Raw genomic sequence first — 17,264 nt, 5'->3', positions numbered from 1 at the left:
TTCAACACACATCATTTTAAACTCATAACTATAACGCATAAAAATACCCTCCTTACTGGTTGTCCAGTAAAGAGGGTACATATCAGTCTCCGCCGTTTATTTAAAACACATATATCAAAGTGACTTTACCACTCGTGCACCTCTACTTCTAACCCCCACGTGCTGAACAGTGAATCCGCAGCCTCCTCCACAGTCTGACCATCAGGGAGTGCCATGTAACTTCCACTCACGCTCACTATTCCGTCACCACAGTTACTATAGGCTATCCACAGTGCACATTCCTCCCCAGCTGGGATCACCCACACCTGATCCAGCACCGGTTCACTTACTACATACGCCTGATCATACCTAAGTATTGATGAGGCCGCCAATGCACTCGCTCCCCCAGCGCTGGCGGTCACATAATTTCCAAATGCCAAGCACGCATTTTTTTCAACACGGTCTCTGGCCGTATCGGACAGGGACGTTTCACCATCAGTCTGCCCCATAATGAATTTTGCTGCTTTATCCGAGATTATCACAACTGCAATCTTGCCACTTGTGTCGGCTATATTATCCCCCCAGTCACTTGCGACTTCAGCAACCTCGTCACTTCCGCCCATTATCTTTATATAAGCTTCATCATTTGCAAGTTCGTTCACCGAAGCCGCCACATCTAGGGCAGTCTCCTTGAACCACTCCTCATCCGGCGTATTGACCTTGAACTTTCCTTGACTCTCTATACCCGATTTGGTTCTATCTGTTTTATCACTGCTTACCACTGATGAACATCCCGCAAGTCCCACCAGTGCCGCAAGCACACATATCACAATTCCTGTCTTTTTCATATTCCATTTACCCCTTTTTTCTCGATATAAGCCCATTTTTAATGTCTTATTATATAAAGAAACATTCTCCCATATTTTTCTCAAGTATCCATATCCTTGATTTGTCTATAATACAATAACTCCATACATTTACACAACCGTTTAAAACTTAAATAATCTTTTTTCTGCCCGTAGGGTATTTGTAGTGAGTCCTGCAATAAACAGCGATCTTAACTCCGTGTGTAACTTGAAAACGACAATGACCACCCGTCCGGATATTCAATGGATATTACATCTTAGCTCTATTTGTCACTTAAACACTCCCTGTCCGTGCTCTTTAAAGTATACCATCATCTCATGTGTGAGACTCAGGTGCTCCGGATAGTCTGGAATATCATCACGGTTCACCCACTCTCCGGTTGCAAGCTCTTGTCTGTCTATGGTCAGATGTCCGTCACCGCCCTCCGGTATGTCTGCCTGACAGAAATAACCCATGAGAAGATTGCTGTCATAGCCCCATGGCTGTGACTTGTAATAAGTGATATTCTTAACGCTGATGCCGACCTCCTCCATGACCTCCCGTCTGACGGTCTGCTCAGCACTCTCCCCTATCTCGGTAAATCCCGCTATCAGGGCATATCTCTTGTACTCCCTGCCCGCATATGTGGTAAGTATGATCCTGTCGCCGTCGATCACGCCCACTATGACAGCAGGAGCTATGACTGGAAATATCAGCCTGCCGCATGACGGACATCTGAGCATCCTCTCTTTCTCATCATGAACAGTTCTCTCTCCACAGGCACCACAGAACCTGTTGGTCCTGTACCAAAGCGACAGATGCCAGCCTGTCGCCGCCGCAAGAACCGCAGTCTTCGGATAGCAAGCCCTTGTCTTATACATGCTTCGGTATTCATAGCCCGGGGCAGCAAGTCTGTTATCTCCATTCCACATAAAATATGCGGTATCATCTATTGAAAAGAGATAAACCAGATCCCCTATTTTCCTATCGCATCCGGTTATTTTCTGCAGTTCTCCATACGTCATAAACCCAAGCAGGTTCTCATCATCCATAACTTTCGCAAATATCATTTTCTCAGAAAAAGAGAGAACCATATCATGATCCTCTGGTTCTCTCCTGTTACTATATTGATTATTAAACCTCTGTGGTTCTATATCCTGTATCATACCTATATTTCCTCCACTATTCCAGATGTCCAAAGATCTCAAAGAGAATGACATCCCTCATTTCCCCTATTATTTTCCTTCAAAGACTTCAGCCTGTCAATCCTTAATGTTGGTTACAGCCATGCCATGTAAACATAAAAAATCAGACAATCGGTATTTCACCAATTGCCTGATTTTTTGGTAGTTATTATATTTAAAATCTTTATCGGGGATTCCCCCCACTCATCATTTAAGCCTCTGCCTTCTCAGCATTCTCCTTCTTCATAAGAACGAGCTTCTTGATACATGTGATGGCCACGATGATACCAAGCACGATAAGGAATACTGCTACTATAAGCTGAAGTCCCTCTACAAGGAATGTTGCTGTTCCAGCCTGGAACTTCTGTACATTGCCTATTACATTGAGCACGATAGCTGTAAATGTAACAGCAAGCATTATCAGCATAGGTGGGTAGAGCATTGCGTGCTTTCTGTTTGTTGCCTTGAGGAATACTGCTACGCCTATAAGTACAAGGGCTGCAAGCATCTGGTTTGCTGATCCGAAGAGTGGCCATACATTTGAATATCCACCCTTGCAGAGAAGATAACCAAAGAACAGTGTTATAACTGTTGCAAAATACTTGTTTGTAAGTATCTTCTGCCATACAGGCATCTTGGATGTATCTGTTGTGTCTCCCATGAAGAGCTCCTGGAATGACATACGTCCGATACGTGCAACTGAGTCAAGTGATGTAAGAGCAAGTGCTGATACACACATTGTCATGAATACATTTGCAACTGAGTTTGGAAGTCCGAACTTCTCGAGGAATCCTGCGATACCCTGTGAGAAGATCTGGAAAGGTGTAAGACCCTCTGGAGCCTTGCCGCCAACTGCGACAGCACCAACTACTATAAGTGAGATAACTCCGAGGAGCGTCTCAAGGATCATTGCGCCGTAACCTACGAAAAGCATATCTTTTTCATTTCTTACTGTCTTAGATGATGTTCCTGATGAAACAAGGCTGTGGAAACCGGAAACCGCACCACAGGCGATCGTTACAAACAGTGTTGGGAACAGATAACTCTTAGCTCCTGTTGATGATACAACTGTGAAACCATTGAATGCATTCAGGTTCATATCAGGATGTCCTACCAGAACTCCGACAAATGCACCAACTAACATACCGATGAGCATGAATGTTGTCATGTAATCTCTTGGCTGCATGAGTAACCACATTGGAAGAACTGATGCGAGGAAGAGGTAAGCCATGATTACGTAATTCCACTGGTCACCATTTAAGTACCAAGGACATTTCATACCTACTGCAAACATTGCAACGATGAGGACGATAGCTACTATAGCTTTGAGCCACTCCTTCATATTCTTGCATGTCTTCATAACCACACCGAATACCATGGCTACTACTATGAACAGCATTGAAACTGTAGCAGCTGCAGCACCATTGAAGTTCTTTGTCACAGCTCCGTCAGCGCCTGCTGTGAAACCGTTAAATGTCGATGAAACCATCGATGTAAATGCTGCTATAACAAGAAGTGTAAAGAGCCAGCAGAACAGTGAGAAGAATCTTCTTCCTGCCTTGCCTATGTACTTCTCGATGACAAGTCCTATTGACTTACCACCATTTTTAACTGATGCGTAAAGTGAACCGAAATCCTGAACTGCACCAAAGAATACGCCTCCGACAAGCAGCCAGAGTAAAACTGGTACCCATCCGAACATGGCTGCGATGATAGGTCCCTGGACAGGGCCGGCACCTGCTATCGATGAAAACTGATGTGCAAATACTGTAAGCTTTGATGATGGTACATAATCCTTGCCATCCTCATTTGCAACTGCTGGTGTCTTTGCATTTGGATCTACACCCCATTTCTTTGCAAGCCATCTTCCATAGCCCAGATAGCCAGCACCTAAAACTACTACTGCGATAAGAACAATTACCAAACTATTCATATCTTTCTCCTTTCTCACGCCTTATGGCGATATCTCATTTTTGCAAAGAGTAAATTAAAAAAGGCTTTCGTCTTTATGCAATCTCATAAAGACGAAAGCCTGTATACTTCCGCGTTACCACTTTATTTGCCATCATAAAAGGATGACCTCTCTGACCTTATCTCGCCTGACCACTACTCACTGTCTATTGAAATAAGCTTCTATGTAACGGTAGAAAACCGGTGACACCTAATGTCTCTGGCATCTCATGACCAGGGAATTCAGTGCACTGCTCGCAGAGGATAATCATCAAGGACATACACCGTCTCACACCAACCGGCGGCTCTCTGAAGTATGCGATCTTTGACGACCGTATTCTGTTCTTTGCATTTGCTCTTTGTTCGGTACCTAAACTAGCACTGAAGTATTTTAATGTCAACCCATTTTTGCAAGTAAATAAAAACTCGCATTTTTTTCAAGTGTTTCAACGATATATGTACGCCTGCGGCATATTTTTTCTTGTGAAAACAAAGTATTTTTATCATCGGCTCTCAAGACGTTCATGCCATCTCTTTCTTTCCTCGTCCGACCGGGATCTGTGCCAGAAGTATTGCGGCAAATATCAGCCCGCATCCTGCAAGCTGTCTTACCCCCATACGTTCTCCAAGGATGATCCAACCGGCAATGACAGAGAATACCGACTCAAGGCTCATGATCATTGAAGCGACAGTGGGATTTAGTCCGTTCTGTCCAACTATCTGAAGTGTATATGCCACGCCACATGACAACACTCCTGCATAGAGTATCGGAATCCACGCACTCAATGTACCGAGAGGCTGCACCCATGCCGCAATTCCAGCCACACTGTGATGCATCTCCGAGAAAAACGCCGGGAATATGCTGAGAATCCCGCATACCCAAAACTGTATACATGACATTCTGACTCCGTCCACAAGCGGTGAGAAATGGTCTATCACAAGTATATGTACTGCAAAAAGCAATGCACATACAAGCACCATAAGATCACTGCTCTGAAATGACAGTGAGCTACTCATACAAAGCAGATAAAGCCCCACCACAGCTATAACTATTCCAAGCCATATATTCCAGCCACATTTTTTCTTCAAAAACAGACTCAGAATTGGAACCAGCAATATGTAACACGCTGTGAGGAATCCCGCTTTTCCCGCCGGTGTTCCCATATAAAGTCCAAGCTGCTGTGCAGAGCTTGCCAGGAACAGAACAGTTCCACAGCATATACCGCCAATCACAAGTCTCTTTCTATCTGATCTATTACTCGGTTTCCTATCAGATGGTTTTATCCTGTCAATTATAAATATGACCGGTATAAGAACAGCACCGCCGATCAGTGACCGTATTCCGTTGAAAGAGAACGGTCCAACCGCATCTCCTCCCTGTCTCTGCGCAACAAAGGCTACGCCCCATATAAAAGCTGTCAAAACCAGCAGCAGTGAATTCCTTACCTGTCTACTCTTCATCTGTGAAACCTCTCGTTCTTTTTAGTCCGTGCCACAGCATACAACATACAGGCACTCTATTATGTGTTGAGAATTGAACTGAGAAACGCCTTTGTCCTGTCATTCTGCGGGTTTCCGAACAGCTGCTTCGGAGTTCCATCCTCAACTATGATCCCGTTAGCCATAAATATAACACGGTCAGCCACTTCCCTGGCACCCCATCTCAAGCAGCAATTTTTGCTGTGTTTCCTTATCAATCCTCTCAACAGTTTTATCATTTTCCCGGTGAAGAAACAAGTCCCCATGTATATATATTTTACCGTTTTACTACATACACAAAAAGCGGCAATGGAGTTCATATGGCTCCATTGCCGCTTTTTAATATCCCGATTCCAGCCTTTGCTCAAATTCATCCTTTGGCAGGGGCTTGTCAAACACATATCCCTGTACTATATCACAGCCAAGCTTTTCCAGATAGTCAAGCTGCTGAGTTGTCTCAACGCCCTCCGCAACTGACTTTTTCCCGAGCCGGCCTATGAGGTCTATTATGCTTGAAAACATTACTATATCCTGATGCTTATTATTGTTTACATCGTCAAAAGGTATCAGCGATTTGTCTATCTTGATGGTATCAAGGTCAACCTTTTTGATCATGTTGAGTGAAGAAAATCCTGTGCCAAAATCATCTATGGATGTACTTATGCCTCGTTCCTTGAGTCTTCCTATCACGCTGGACATGATCTCATAATTCTGATAATCCTCACTTTCTGTGAGCTCTATCTCAATATAGCTTCTGTCTATCCCAAATCTGTCTATGGTACCGGTTATTCGTTCCACCAGATCGCCTTCTTCCAGATGTCTTCTGGAAAAATTGACTGATACAGGCACAATCTTCAGACCTTTATCCAGTCTGCTCTTCAAAAAACCGCATACCTGCTCAAGCATATAGTAGTCAAGCCTGCACACACTTCCCTCTCTCTCAAACTGCGGTATAAATCTCGCAGGAGTGACCACCTGTCCATCTCTCACCCAGCGGACAAGTGCCTCCGCACCATATATACTTTTGTCCGCAATCCTCACCTTTGGCTGATAATATACTACAAATTCGCCCGCAGCAAGTGCCTGGGGAAAAGCAGCCAGAATCTCCTGATCATCCATAAGTTGCTTCTGAATCTCTTTTGTATATACCACTATAGAGCCCGCTCCGGTTTTTCTTGCTGCCTGATACGCAATGCTGGTTCTGGCCATAACTTCCCTCGGCTTATCAACGCCTTCCAGGCAGGCTATACCCGCTGTAACTCCCAGCTGTAATTCTCTTTTGACAGATCTGAACTCATGACTCATATGAACATCTTTAATCTTGCTTATAAAATCAGACGCATTCTCATTACGACAGATTACAACAAAATTATCTCCTCCAAGCCTTGCTATCTCCTCATCGCTGTCAAGATATGACTTCACCATATGCGCATAATTTCTAAGTATCACATCTCCCTGTGAATAATCAAAAACCTTATTCACATACTTGAAATTGTGGATATTAAAAAATATGCCTGTATAATCACCAATCCGTCCGTTATTTATCAGATTCACCGCATAATACATCAGGGAATTCTGATTGGCAACACCCGTGTTTATATCTGTATTCATGATCTTTTCAAGCATGCACTGAGCCAATGTCCGGTTGTACTGAATAAATATCTCCCTAAATATAAACCTGTGTGTCTGTATCTCCTCTTCTGAATAACCCGGACCATATGGATAATCCTTGATAAACACAGTACCACCGGTTCTGATCTTCATCTCTATATCAACGGGAGTACCCAATTCAGTCACTTCTCTCTCGTATAATACCGCGCTGCTTCTTTCTCCAAGCGGCATAAACCTGTTTTTCGGAATATCAACAGTAATCTCCGCCTTTCCCAGCCTGAGCCTGTCAGCAATAGCAGCAAGACCATTCCTTATACACTGGATTCTCTGTTGCTGTGTATCCGCGTCCCCGCTTATGCACTCGAAGAATTCTTTCATCTGACTGTCCATTTGTATGCTTTTATCAATTGTATTATCCATTCTCTCTCCTCCAGCCTTCGCCACATAGCCCGTATCGTCCGGTCTTAAATATCAAAATCGGCCCAAGCGCATCAAAAATTAATAAATATAAACTCTTCCTATATTATAGCAGTGGAAAAATGAATGCACAATGTATTATCCTACCCCTGACGTCTTTTGCCCCAGAAAAACAAGGCAACTGTGCCAGGTCCTGTATGGCTTCCTATGGTAGTTCCTATATAATTGATCTCCACCTTGCCGTCAAGTTTTGGAAATCTCTCCTCAACAAGCCTTGCCACAGCCTCGGCATCCTCCATACATGCAGACTGCGATATATAGCACTTGCCGGAATAATCAAGCCCATCCTGTGCATTCTCCTCCATGCGCTTTACTATCTCCTGAATAACCTTCTTTTTACCTCTTATCTTTGATCTCGGTATCAGCCTGCCCTCGTTATCCATGTTGAGAAGTGGACATATTCCAAGTATTGTGCCAACCGTTCCAGCAGTCTTGGATATTCTTCCGCCTCTGATATAAAACGTGAGATCTGTTGAGAAGAACCAGTGGTTCAGGTCCAGCTTATGCTGTTCTATCCAGTCATGCAGCTCGTCTATGGACCTGCCTTCATCTCTCATGCCTGCCAGCGTGTCCATGATCAATCCATAGCCCGAGGAAGCCCCCAGGGAATCTACCACATAGAGTTTCCTGTCAGGGAATTCTTCCTCCAGATCCTCCCTGGCAATATTTGCAGAGTTTATAGACCCACTTATTCCCGATGACAATGTCAGGTGAAGTATGTCATACCCCTGTTCAAGATAAGGTTTCCAGAAATCATAATATTCATCTGAATTCACCTGCGAGGTCTTCGTAGCCGCACCCTCTGTCATCTTTCTGTAAAATTCCTCAAATGGCATGGTCTGTCCCAGGTCATCAGGATGCTCCACACCATCAAGCTCGTAGTGAAAGCATATATATTTTACGTCTATTTTGTCAAAATGCTCCTTTGAAAGATCTGCTGTTGAGCAGCAGCTCAAGATAAACTTTGCCATGTTTGTCCACCTCTCCAATATATTTATGATTACTTTTTTACATTCGCGTTTTCTTTTGATCTAGTATTAGCATTTTCTTTCGATTTAACATACACTTTTTCTTATCATCGTTTCTTGCTTACTATTGTATCATCATCTGTACTTTATTCATAGTCATAAATACGATAAAAAACGGGCAAAAGCACCCACAACACGTTGTTTTAAAAACCATGTCATGGGCGTTAATATATATGATCATTTGTCATTTAAAATACAGTTGTTATCGCAAGTCGTTCCTCAATCAGTTTTTTCGCAGTGTTGAACCGGTCAAGATAATCTCCCGATATCGTCTCACAGTGTACCCCATACTTGTCAAACCACGCCTTGAGCAAATCGCTGTAATGCCTTCTCTCCCGCATTATTTTCTCATTCCGGGTCCCATCCTGGACAAAATCCGTTCCATCAGGATCAAGGAACAACACAAGATCCCACTTATTTGTTGCATTTATCGCGCCCGCCATATCTGTAAGCCTGCGTTTTTGTTCATCATCATCCATGAGCAGATCACAATAAAATCCCGTAGTCAGTGCATCGGTATCCACAAACAACAGTCTGTTGCTATGCCTGGCTGCCCTGCGTACCTCGTCCTTCTGTCTGATGAAGTTCTCCACCAGATCATCTTCAACCATGAAATTCTCGCCACCCGCGTACTCACAGGTGTCACGTCCTATCTCCCGTACAAAATTCGTGTTATATGCCAGCGCAAGATTCTCAACCAGTGTGGATTTTCCTGTAGATTCACCGCCGACAACCAGAATCTTTCTGACGTAGTGATCCCTGCACACCTCTGGAATATACTCCCAATGCGCCGTCGCCCACTCACGGATCTCTGTCGAGGATACCGGAACCTCTGCCCTGTCAAAGTACACGACCTCACTCTCCGGACAGTACAGGCTCTCAAACCTGCCGGTTCCAAGATAATCCGAACCACAGAACACTGCATCTATAGGCTTTCCTATCGTGTCCTTGATATCCTGTGCTCCCTTTTCCCAATAATAATCCGTATTATATTCTTCTTTTGAGACCGCCTTATCCTCTATCATGATTATCTTCACATTTGGCAGATGTCTTGTACTGTTAAGTATCCAGCGATATCTCAGTTCCTTTGTGGCAGACTCTCTGCCCTCACACCAGCTTATCATCACATACAGTTCCTCACACATCGCCGCAGCACGTATGATGTCGTGGATGTGTCCTATGTGAAGCGGATCAAACGACCCCCCATACATTCCTACCTTATATCTATACATAACTTGTCAGCCTCCCTTACTCTGTTGCCGTGCCGTCTTCGAAAACGTGTACTTCGTCCAGGCGATTTCTTCTGACCTCACGTTCCCATCTGACACACATAATAACGGCATTTCCAAGGTACACTATCCACATGAGCAGCGTTGCTATGTTGTCATTGCCACTCACAAAGTTTTGTGCCCACATATATATTGTAAACACATCTACCGCAATCCATATCCACCACTGCTCCGCGAACATTCTTACAGATACAACCATCGCCACAACCGATGAAACCGTTGTAAACGCATCCACAAATGGCATGGCATCCCCGAGTCTCTTTAACAGCAGCCCATACAGAAATGTGCCAAGTGCCACCGCCAGCACCATGAATATCCTTCCCACCGCCTTCATGTGTTTCTTTCTGACCTCATGCGTCTCATCATTCATATGCCTTGACCACACATAGAATCCAACAAACTGCATAGGCACATAATATAGCGCATTGAGCATCGTCTCCCCGTACAGCGCAGCCTTATACGATATGATTGCATAAAGCACTGTATTCACAAGACCAAATATGTACGCTGACAACTTTCCTTTTCCCGTACACACTACGCAGATCACACCTGTGGTGGACGATATGATCCCCATAACCGTATCATCCCAGTATATGGACAGCCCCACGATGACCGCACATGCTATAAGCAGCCAGGCGACCTCCAGCTTCTTCCAGCCCTCTATCTCATTTTTTATAAATTTCTTAAATGTCATCTATTCATTCCTCCCCATTTAAACATCCATCCACTACACTATAGTCTCTACTTCCTTGCATCCTTCCTTCGTGTGAACAGTTTGGCAGGCCTGTATCTCTCACCGGCCTGATATGCATCAGTTTCCTCAACATATTCCGCAATCTTTCTTCTGAAGTTAGGTGTGGTGAGTTCCATGTCCCATATCTGTTCATATACATTCTGAAGCTCGGTGAGTGTAAATCTCTCCGGCAGCAGGTCAAATGCCAGCTCCATATCCCTCCTGACATCCTCCCGCAGTCCGAGCACCGCTTCCGTTATGATTCTTGCGTGGTCAAATGCCAGTCCTTCACATTCCTCTATATAGTAACTGTCCGAGCTTCGTCCGCATGAGCTCATATCTGTTCTGCGCAGCACTGCAGTAAGTTTTATATCAGAGTCTGCATTCTTGAGAACCAGCCTGTATTTTTTCCCGTTTTGGACTTTATGTGAAGCTTCAACTTCATTTTTCACATTTTCTTCACCTGTACCTGACACCTCTGTTGCCTCTGTTGAAACATCTGTCAGTTCAACTGTAAACCATCTCGCATCCTGTGCATCATCTCCTGCCTTCAGGCGGCAGGCTCTAGCGTTCATAAGTGCCATATAAGTTGATGATATGACCCAGCCTCTCGGATCTCTGCCCGGCTCGCCATACACTCCGACAAGCTTTACATATGCATCGTCTATACCTGTCTCTTCGCAAAGCTCTCTTCTGGCTGAATCTATGACATCCTCGCCTTTTCTACAGAACCCACCGGGCATAGCCCAGCTTCCTTTATATGGGAATCCACCTCTTCTTATCAGGAGTATCTTGAGCTTCTTCTCCTGAAGTCTTCTTGCATCCTCGCACTCGTCATCCTTCATAACTGAAAATACAACCACATCCGCGGCAACAGATGGCCTGTCATATTTCGTCAGATCATATCCGGCGAGGAATTTCTTCTCTTCGTCACTCATCTCATATTTCTTCATAAGTCTGCTTCATCCTCCTATATATTTCCGCCTCTATCTGCATCTAGCCGGTTCTATCTGCAAAAAACCGGCAGCCTCATGCCAGCCGCTGTATCTTATCTGATTATATCCACCTGACACATCGACATGGTGGCAAGCGCAGCCTCATGACTCTCCGGTGTCACCCCGGCACAGCACTTCGCATCCACCTTGACATTTATCTCCGGGTACAGAGCCTTGATGATCAGAGCATTCGACACGACACATATATCCGTACAGAGACCTACCATCTCAACATCCTGAAGGTCGAAGTCCCCCCATCCTGTATATCCAAAGCTGGTCTTGTTGATGTATATAGCTCCCGGGACTTCAAGACCAGCTGCGATCTCCCAGCCCTCAGTTTCCTCTATACAATGCGGAACCGGGAGATGACGACCTTCGTTTGTCTCCATGTAGTCCTCATAATGCGTATCCCTTGTGAATATGATCTCATCCCCGCGGTCAGCATACTCTCTTATCTTTGCTTTCACATTTTCCACGATGGCTGCTGCCTCCTTTGTGCCTAGTGCCCCATCAATGAAATCATTCTGCATATCAACTACTATAAGTGTCTTTTTCGTGTTATTACCCATAATTCTTCTCCTCCTTCTTTCATAAAGAAATCCACACGCGCCTCCAGTTATTATTATTTTGATAATATCTCCAAGTTGTTTATATGTTATTATCATTTTGATAATATGTCAACCCATTATTTGAAACTCAATAGAAAAAGTGGCATAGCTGATATTCCACGTTCCAAACGAAACCCGCATGTCAGCTATGCCGCACCTTTATATTTCTATCATATTTTTTTATATACAACACACTATCAGTTCACGCTCTGCTTCAATTTCCTGAGCAGTACAAATGCAAAGAACAACACTGATATAACCGCAAATACCGCACCCACTAATCCTATATACGATATCGCACCTTTGTCACACACTATTCCGCCGATCCAGCTTCCCCCACCTATACCAAGGTTGAAAAGTCCTGAATATATGGCTGTCGCCACGGCAGAGCCCTTCTCATCCACACTTCTGATGACCTCAGACTGAGTAGTTACGTTAAACGCCATGGCCGTGATTCCCCAGAATGCACATAGAATGACCATAGTTGCCAGGCTCTTTGATGCTGGAAGCAAAAGCAGCAGCCATACAAGAAGCGTAGCCATAACTGTACCTATAAATGCAAATCTATGTCTGTCATACAGCTTTGAAAACAGATAACTTCCAAGAAGTCCCGTGGCACCAAATATCAGGAGCACTATGGTTATGACATTGTTCTGCAGCTTTGCGACTTGCTGCATGAACGGTTCTATATAACTGTAAACTGTGTAATATCCAAGCACAAAAAGTATGGTCTGGACATACAGACAGATGAGCACCGGATTCTTCAGGAGTGCCGGGAGATCCCTTACATGGAACTGCTCTCCGCTCGCTATCTTCGGGAAAACAAACGCCATATATACGAGCACTGCAAATGCTATGATTCCAACGATGAGGAATGTAACTCTCCATCCCATATACTGTCCAACAAGTCTTCCAAGCGGAAGTCCGGCTATAGTAGCTATGGATGTTCCAGTCACGACCATGCTCAGTGCAAATGATCTGTGTTCTTCATTTACAAGTCTTATGGCAACCGGTGAAGCTATCGACCAGAATATCGCATGGGTACACGCAACGCCTATACGCGATGCCATGAGCACTCCGTATGTCGGCGCGATCACGGACATGATCTGGCATATTCCAAACAGTGCGATCGTTCCCATGAACAGCTTCCTGAAATCTATCTTCGACACAAGAAGTATGAGCGGCAGGGACAACAGCATGACTATCCACGAATACACTGTAATAAGCATTCCCGCCTTCGACTCCGATATGCTGAACGACTTTGCAATGTCTGTCAGCAAGCCAATTGGCATAAATTCCGATGTGTTGAATATGAACGCCGAGACGGTCATTCCCACAAGCGGAAGCATTTCTTTTCTCGTCAATCTACTCTTCATATTTATTCCTCTTCCTAATAATATGTGGTATATATGATTATTTTTTTGTTCACCAGCCACATATTATAGGAAATGGAATTATGAGTCAATGCACTTTTGAATGGTTATACTGTCCAAATGTTAGATTGTACAAAAAAGAAGACCGGAAACTCTCCGGCCTTCAGGGTTAAGGGAAAATTTTATGTGAAAAATTGTAGTACACTTACTTTACTGCGAGTCTCTCAAATGTCTCGCTCTCTTCAGGAATCGATCTGAGTCCTCCGCGCTTCTCGACACACAGGCTCGCAACCGCATTTCCGTATCTTGCACACTCTGCAAGCTCATCTATACTGAACTCCTCCAGTCTCTTATCCGCTCTGACAAGCTGTGATACAAATGCTCCCCAGAATGAATCTCCAGCCCCCGTCGTATCTACCACATGGCTGACGAATCCGGGAACCTTCCGGCTTCCATCCCTGCTGCATATCAGCACACCCTCACTTCCCAGGGTGACCGCAACAAGTCTGACGCCGCTTCCCAGAAGATACTCTGCTGCCTCTTCCGGATCGGAAAATGGTGTGAGTAGCGCTGTTTCCTCGTCCGAAAGCTTCATTATATCTACAAATGGAAGAATACTCTTCATCCTCTCCATCGCATTTTCTCTGCTGTCCCACAGCGGTGCTCTGTAGTTCGGATCATACGATATCACCGCGCCGTATTTCTTTGCCTCCTTCACCGCCTGAAACGTGGTGGTTCTGGCCGGTTCATCCGTGAGAGACAGCGAACCTATATGGAACACCTTTGTGTCTCTTAGCAGGTCGGCATCCACTTCCTTGTAACAGAGCATTGTGTCCGCTCCCGGCTTTCTGGCAAATGAGAATTCACGCTCTCCGTTCTCATCCAGAGTGACAAATGCCAAAGTGGTAAATACCGTATTGTCAACCACTATACCTCTGGTATCTATCCCTGCCTGCTTTGCCGTCTCAACAAGGAAATTGCCGTGCATGTCATCTCCAACCTTACCAATGAAGGCAGTTTTAAGCCCGGCTTTACCGACTGCCGTGAGCATGTTCACCGGAGCCCCTCCGGGATTCTGCTCGAAGAGCTTCATCCCGGAATCAGTGCTTCCGGCAGGTGTAAAGTCTATCAGGAACTCACCAAGAGCCACAACATCATATTTCTTTTCCATGTTGGATCCTCCTTGTGAATTTTACTTTCCTGTGATCTCTATGTCATAGAATTCTACTCTTGCATCCTGTGCCAGAAGTCCCGTCTCAAACTCAGGCTTCGCATATATTCTGTATGTAAACGCCACCTGTTCTCCGACAAATACCTCCACCATATCATGGTCAACGATGATCTTCACATCTATCTCGCTGCCCTCTGTTATGTCAAATGTCTTCTCGCACACTCTGACTCCATCAGGGCCCGGCTCCGTTGCAGGAGGCACAGCCTGACAGGACTGAACCCAGAACGGGTCAACTCCCATAGGAAGATTTACCAGTGACACTCTCTGCATGGCCACATCGAACTCAAGGAGAAGGCATCCGCTTGCTTCCTTGTCTGACTTGAGCAGTATACCGAAATGGTCATACACCTCTCTAGGCATGATCTTGCACTTCAGCATGTAGCTCTCCTCGTTGTGTCCAAGGAATCCGTATGTACATGTGCTTACTGAATCCATCTCAACCAGTCTGTCTCCGTGAAGCTCTGCATTTCCAAGTACAGGGATGTAATCCCATGCCACAGGCTTCTCAAATACATGCTCATATTCCTTTGGAAGCTTTACGTCAAGTCCTCCATCCGCTGTGGCAACTACCTCATGCGGCACGCAGAAGGTTCCGCCCCAGTACCATTCACCTCTGTCGCTTCTGTCTGCTCTGTCGTGAGCCCAACCGAAGTAGAAGCGTCTGCCGTCATCATCCTGCATGGACTTGGCTGCGTAGAATCTTCTTCCGCCTATGCCATCCTTCTTTGGCTTTCTCCATGGGCCAAATGGTGACTTTGCAACTCTGTATATTGTATTTACATATTCTGAGAATCTTGAGTATGAGAGATACCAATTGTCTCCCATCTTGTACATCTCAGGGCACTCAGGACAGTTGGTGTGTCCCGGTGAATATATCGGTCCGTAATATTCCCAGTTGACCAGATCCTTTGATCTGTAGAGAACTATACATCCTCTTCTGGTTATCGGCATATCCAACCTTCTCGCTGATATGAGGATCCAGTAACATTTGTCCTCCTCATTGTAGAATACATATGGATCTCTCCAGTCAAGCTTCTCGTAAAGCTCTATCATAGGTGTGATGACCGGATTGGCTGCATCCTTCACCCACGTGATTCCATCGTCGCTTGTAGCGTGGCATATGGTCTGCTGATACTCTGCGGTGAGGCAGTAGCCTGTATAGAATGCATGGTATTTGCCCTCGCCGTATATGACTGATCCAGTCCATACTCCTGATGCATCCGGCTCGTCGCCCTCGCCCGGATAGAGCGCTGTAGGAAGCTCCTCCCAGTGCACCAGATCATCTGATACACTGTGGCTCCATGTTGTTCTGAGTCTTGCCGGGTACACTGTTGTTCCCGGAGGGGAAGTCAGTGAGAATATATGATATTTGCCCTCGTGGTAGAAAGGTATTGCATCTCCCGTGGAATCCGCGAAGGACATCTTTCTAAAAATCTCCATATTATCAATCCTCTCTTTCTACTAGTTTGCTGCCAGTTTCTTCTTCTTGAGAAGCTCAAGCTTGCCCTTCTGTCCATCAAGGAGTACCGCACATGCGATGATAAGACCCTTGATGATGAGCTGCCAGTATGATGACACTCCGATAAGGTTAAGACCATTTGAGATGATTCCGATGACCATGGCACCAAATACGGTTCCACTGATCCTTCCTTTACCTCCTGTCATGGATGTTCCGCCAAGTACGCAGGCTGCGATGGCATCAAGTTCGTATCCGCTTCCTACTGAAGGCTGGCCTGAGTACATTCTTGAACAAAGTACAAGTCCTGCAAATGCTGAGAGAAGTCCAGATATTGTAAATACTACGATCTCTATCTTCTTGATAGGTACACCTGAGAGTCTTGCAGCCTCACGGTTACCACCTATCGCATATACATATGTTCCAAACTTTGTCTTGCTGAGGATGAAGCTGAACAGTATGATGAGCACTACCATGTACACTACAGGGAGTGGGATCACATTGAACAGGTATCCTGTTCCGATCTCGATGAAGATCTTGTTGGTGATACGTGTTGACTGTCCACCTGTGTAGACATAAGCTATACCACTTGCTATGTTCATCATGGCCATTGTGATGATGAATGCAGGCACCTTGAAGTTAGCAACTATAAAACCACTTATAAAGCCCGCTGCTGTACCAACCAGAAGTCCTGCTACTATGGCAACGCCGAGAGGGAGTCCCTGGTTAACTATGAATCCTACGGTCAGGGTTCCCGACATGGCTACTATCGATCCAACTGACAAGTCGATGTGTCCAAGTATAATTATCAGTGTCATTCCAAGTGCTATGTATGTGTTGATCGATATCTGTCTAAGCACTGATATGATGTTGTTGGTCGTGAGGAACTTGTCCGTGGCAAGTGCTACCGCCACACACATGATTATCAGAACCACTATGATTCCTATGTTGCCCTTGACTATGGATGTCAGGGGATTGTTCTTTAATATAGAAGTTGCTTTTGAATTCTTCTTTGTCTCGCCCAT

At 45.0% G+C, this 17,264-nt stretch carries 15 protein-coding genes and 1 other annotated feature; all 15 genes read right to left on the bottom strand.

Annotated features, from left to right (window positions below; translation table 11 throughout):
* Positions 1 to 125: 125 nt before the first annotated feature.
* Positions 126 to 827 (bottom strand): YgdI/YgdR family lipoprotein, encoded by a 702-nt coding sequence (locus OCV54_RS09025; protein ID WP_015534046.1) that lies wholly within the window; start codon positions 825 to 827, stop codon positions 126 to 128.
* Between the two features lie 288 nt (positions 828 to 1,115).
* Positions 1,116 to 1,991 carry an NAD(+) diphosphatase gene (gene nudC, locus OCV54_RS09020; protein WP_055223642.1) on the bottom strand — a complete coding sequence of 292 codons (876 nt, stop codon included), beginning with the start codon at positions 1,989 to 1,991 and terminating at the stop codon, positions 1,116 to 1,118.
* 229 nt (positions 1,992 to 2,220) lie between these two features.
* Positions 2,221 to 3,942 (bottom strand): carbon starvation CstA family protein, encoded by a 1,722-nt coding sequence (locus tag OCV54_RS09015; protein ID WP_022216075.1) that lies wholly within the window; start codon positions 3,940 to 3,942, stop codon positions 2,221 to 2,223.
* Positions 3,943 to 4,026: 84 nt separating this feature from the next.
* Positions 4,027 to 4,315, bottom strand: a binding site (T-box leader).
* 166 nt (positions 4,316 to 4,481) lie between these two features.
* On the bottom strand, positions 4,482 to 5,420 hold the full coding sequence (locus OCV54_RS09010) for a DMT family transporter (protein WP_055223640.1): 939 nt from the start codon (positions 5,418 to 5,420) through the stop codon (positions 4,482 to 4,484).
* 59 nt (positions 5,421 to 5,479) lie between these two features.
* On the bottom strand, positions 5,480 to 5,584 hold the full coding sequence (locus tag OCV54_RS14840) for an ATP-binding cassette domain-containing protein (RefSeq protein ID WP_082431307.1): 105 nt from the start codon (positions 5,582 to 5,584) through the stop codon (positions 5,480 to 5,482).
* A 193-nt stretch (positions 5,585 to 5,777) separates the two neighbouring features.
* Positions 5,778 to 7,469 carry a putative bifunctional diguanylate cyclase/phosphodiesterase gene (locus OCV54_RS09000; protein ID WP_055223638.1) on the bottom strand — a complete coding sequence of 564 codons (1,692 nt, stop codon included), beginning with the start codon at positions 7,467 to 7,469 and terminating at the stop codon, positions 5,778 to 5,780.
* A 140-nt stretch (positions 7,470 to 7,609) separates the two neighbouring features.
* Positions 7,610 to 8,497 (bottom strand): DegV family protein, encoded by an 888-nt coding sequence (locus OCV54_RS08995; protein WP_055223636.1) that lies wholly within the window; start codon positions 8,495 to 8,497, stop codon positions 7,610 to 7,612.
* A gap of 245 nt (positions 8,498 to 8,742) precedes the next feature.
* Positions 8,743 to 9,786: an AAA family ATPase gene (locus OCV54_RS08990; RefSeq protein WP_055223634.1), complete on the bottom strand. Its 1,044-nt coding sequence runs from the start codon at positions 9,784 to 9,786 to the stop codon at positions 8,743 to 8,745.
* Positions 9,787 to 9,802: 16 nt separating this feature from the next.
* Positions 9,803 to 10,537, bottom strand: coding sequence for a nicotinamide riboside transporter PnuC (pnuC, locus tag OCV54_RS08985; protein ID WP_055223632.1), 735 nt, complete (start codon positions 10,535 to 10,537; stop codon positions 9,803 to 9,805).
* A 47-nt stretch (positions 10,538 to 10,584) separates the two neighbouring features.
* Positions 10,585 to 11,529: an NUDIX hydrolase gene (locus tag OCV54_RS08980; RefSeq protein ID WP_055223630.1), complete on the bottom strand. Its 945-nt coding sequence runs from the start codon at positions 11,527 to 11,529 to the stop codon at positions 10,585 to 10,587.
* 95 nt (positions 11,530 to 11,624) lie between these two features.
* Entirely contained in the window at positions 11,625 to 12,140 is a 516-nt protein-coding gene (locus OCV54_RS08975) for a cysteine hydrolase family protein (protein ID WP_055223627.1), read from the bottom strand.
* 236 nt (positions 12,141 to 12,376) lie between these two features.
* The gene (locus OCV54_RS08970; RefSeq protein ID WP_022215841.1) at positions 12,377 to 13,555 is read right to left on the bottom strand and encodes a sugar transporter; all 1,179 of its coding nucleotides are present in this window, start codon (positions 13,553 to 13,555) and stop codon (positions 12,377 to 12,379) included.
* Positions 13,556 to 13,757: 202 nt separating this feature from the next.
* The gene (locus OCV54_RS08965) at positions 13,758 to 14,723 is read right to left on the bottom strand and encodes a carbohydrate kinase family protein (protein ID WP_055223625.1); all 966 of its coding nucleotides are present in this window, start codon (positions 14,721 to 14,723) and stop codon (positions 13,758 to 13,760) included.
* Between the two features lie 21 nt (positions 14,724 to 14,744).
* Entirely contained in the window at positions 14,745 to 16,223 is a 1,479-nt protein-coding gene (locus OCV54_RS08960; RefSeq protein WP_008402272.1) for a glycoside hydrolase family 32 protein, read from the bottom strand.
* A gap of 21 nt (positions 16,224 to 16,244) precedes the next feature.
* Positions 16,245 to 17,264, bottom strand: a complete 1,020-nt coding sequence (locus OCV54_RS08955) for an ABC transporter permease (protein WP_022215843.1) — start codon at positions 17,262 to 17,264, stop codon at positions 16,245 to 16,247.

Source organism: Coprococcus aceti, from assembly GCF_025567285.1.
In the GTDB taxonomy this organism is placed as follows: Bacteria; Bacillota; Clostridia; order Lachnospirales; family Lachnospiraceae; genus Coprococcus; species Coprococcus aceti.
This window is presented reverse-complemented; position numbering and strand designations above follow the sequence as displayed.

Bases quoted from the DNA above. Each gene is read 5' to 3' on its own strand.
- OCV54_RS09025 (WP_015534046.1), bottom strand. From the start codon at position 827: ATGAAAAAGACAGGAATTGTGATATGTGTGCTTGCGGCACTGGTGGGA.
- nudC (WP_055223642.1), bottom strand. From the start codon at position 1,991: ATGATACAGGATATAGAACCACAGAGGTTTAATAATCAATATAGTAAC.
- OCV54_RS09015 (WP_022216075.1), bottom strand. From the start codon at position 3,942: ATGAATAGTTTGGTAATTGTTCTTATCGCAGTAGTAGTTTTAGGTGCT.
- OCV54_RS09010 (WP_055223640.1), bottom strand. From the start codon at position 5,420: ATGAAGAGTAGACAGGTAAGGAATTCACTGCTGCTGGTTTTGACAGCT.
- OCV54_RS14840 (WP_082431307.1), bottom strand. From the start codon at position 5,584: ATGGCTAACGGGATCATAGTTGAGGATGGAACTCCGAAGCAGCTGTTC.
- OCV54_RS09000 (WP_055223638.1), bottom strand. From the start codon at position 7,469: ATGGATAATACAATTGATAAAAGCATACAAATGGACAGTCAGATGAAA.
- OCV54_RS08995 (WP_055223636.1), bottom strand. From the start codon at position 8,497: ATGGCAAAGTTTATCTTGAGCTGCTGCTCAACAGCAGATCTTTCAAAG.
- OCV54_RS08990 (WP_055223634.1), bottom strand. From the start codon at position 9,786: ATGTATAGATATAAGGTAGGAATGTATGGGGGGTCGTTTGATCCGCTT.
- pnuC (WP_055223632.1), bottom strand. From the start codon at position 10,537: ATGACATTTAAGAAATTTATAAAAAATGAGATAGAGGGCTGGAAGAAG.
- OCV54_RS08980 (WP_055223630.1), bottom strand. From the start codon at position 11,529: ATGAAGAAATATGAGATGAGTGACGAAGAGAAGAAATTCCTCGCCGGA.
- OCV54_RS08975 (WP_055223627.1), bottom strand. From the start codon at position 12,140: ATGGGTAATAACACGAAAAAGACACTTATAGTAGTTGATATGCAGAAT.
- OCV54_RS08970 (WP_022215841.1), bottom strand. From the start codon at position 13,555: ATGAAGAGTAGATTGACGAGAAAAGAAATGCTTCCGCTTGTGGGAATG.
- OCV54_RS08965 (WP_055223625.1), bottom strand. From the start codon at position 14,723: ATGGAAAAGAAATATGATGTTGTGGCTCTTGGTGAGTTCCTGATAGAC.
- OCV54_RS08960 (WP_008402272.1), bottom strand. From the start codon at position 16,223: ATGGAGATTTTTAGAAAGATGTCCTTCGCGGATTCCACGGGAGATGCA.
- OCV54_RS08955 (WP_022215843.1), bottom strand. From the start codon at position 17,264: ATGGGCGAGACAAAGAAGAATTCAAAAGCAACTTCTATATTAAAGAAC.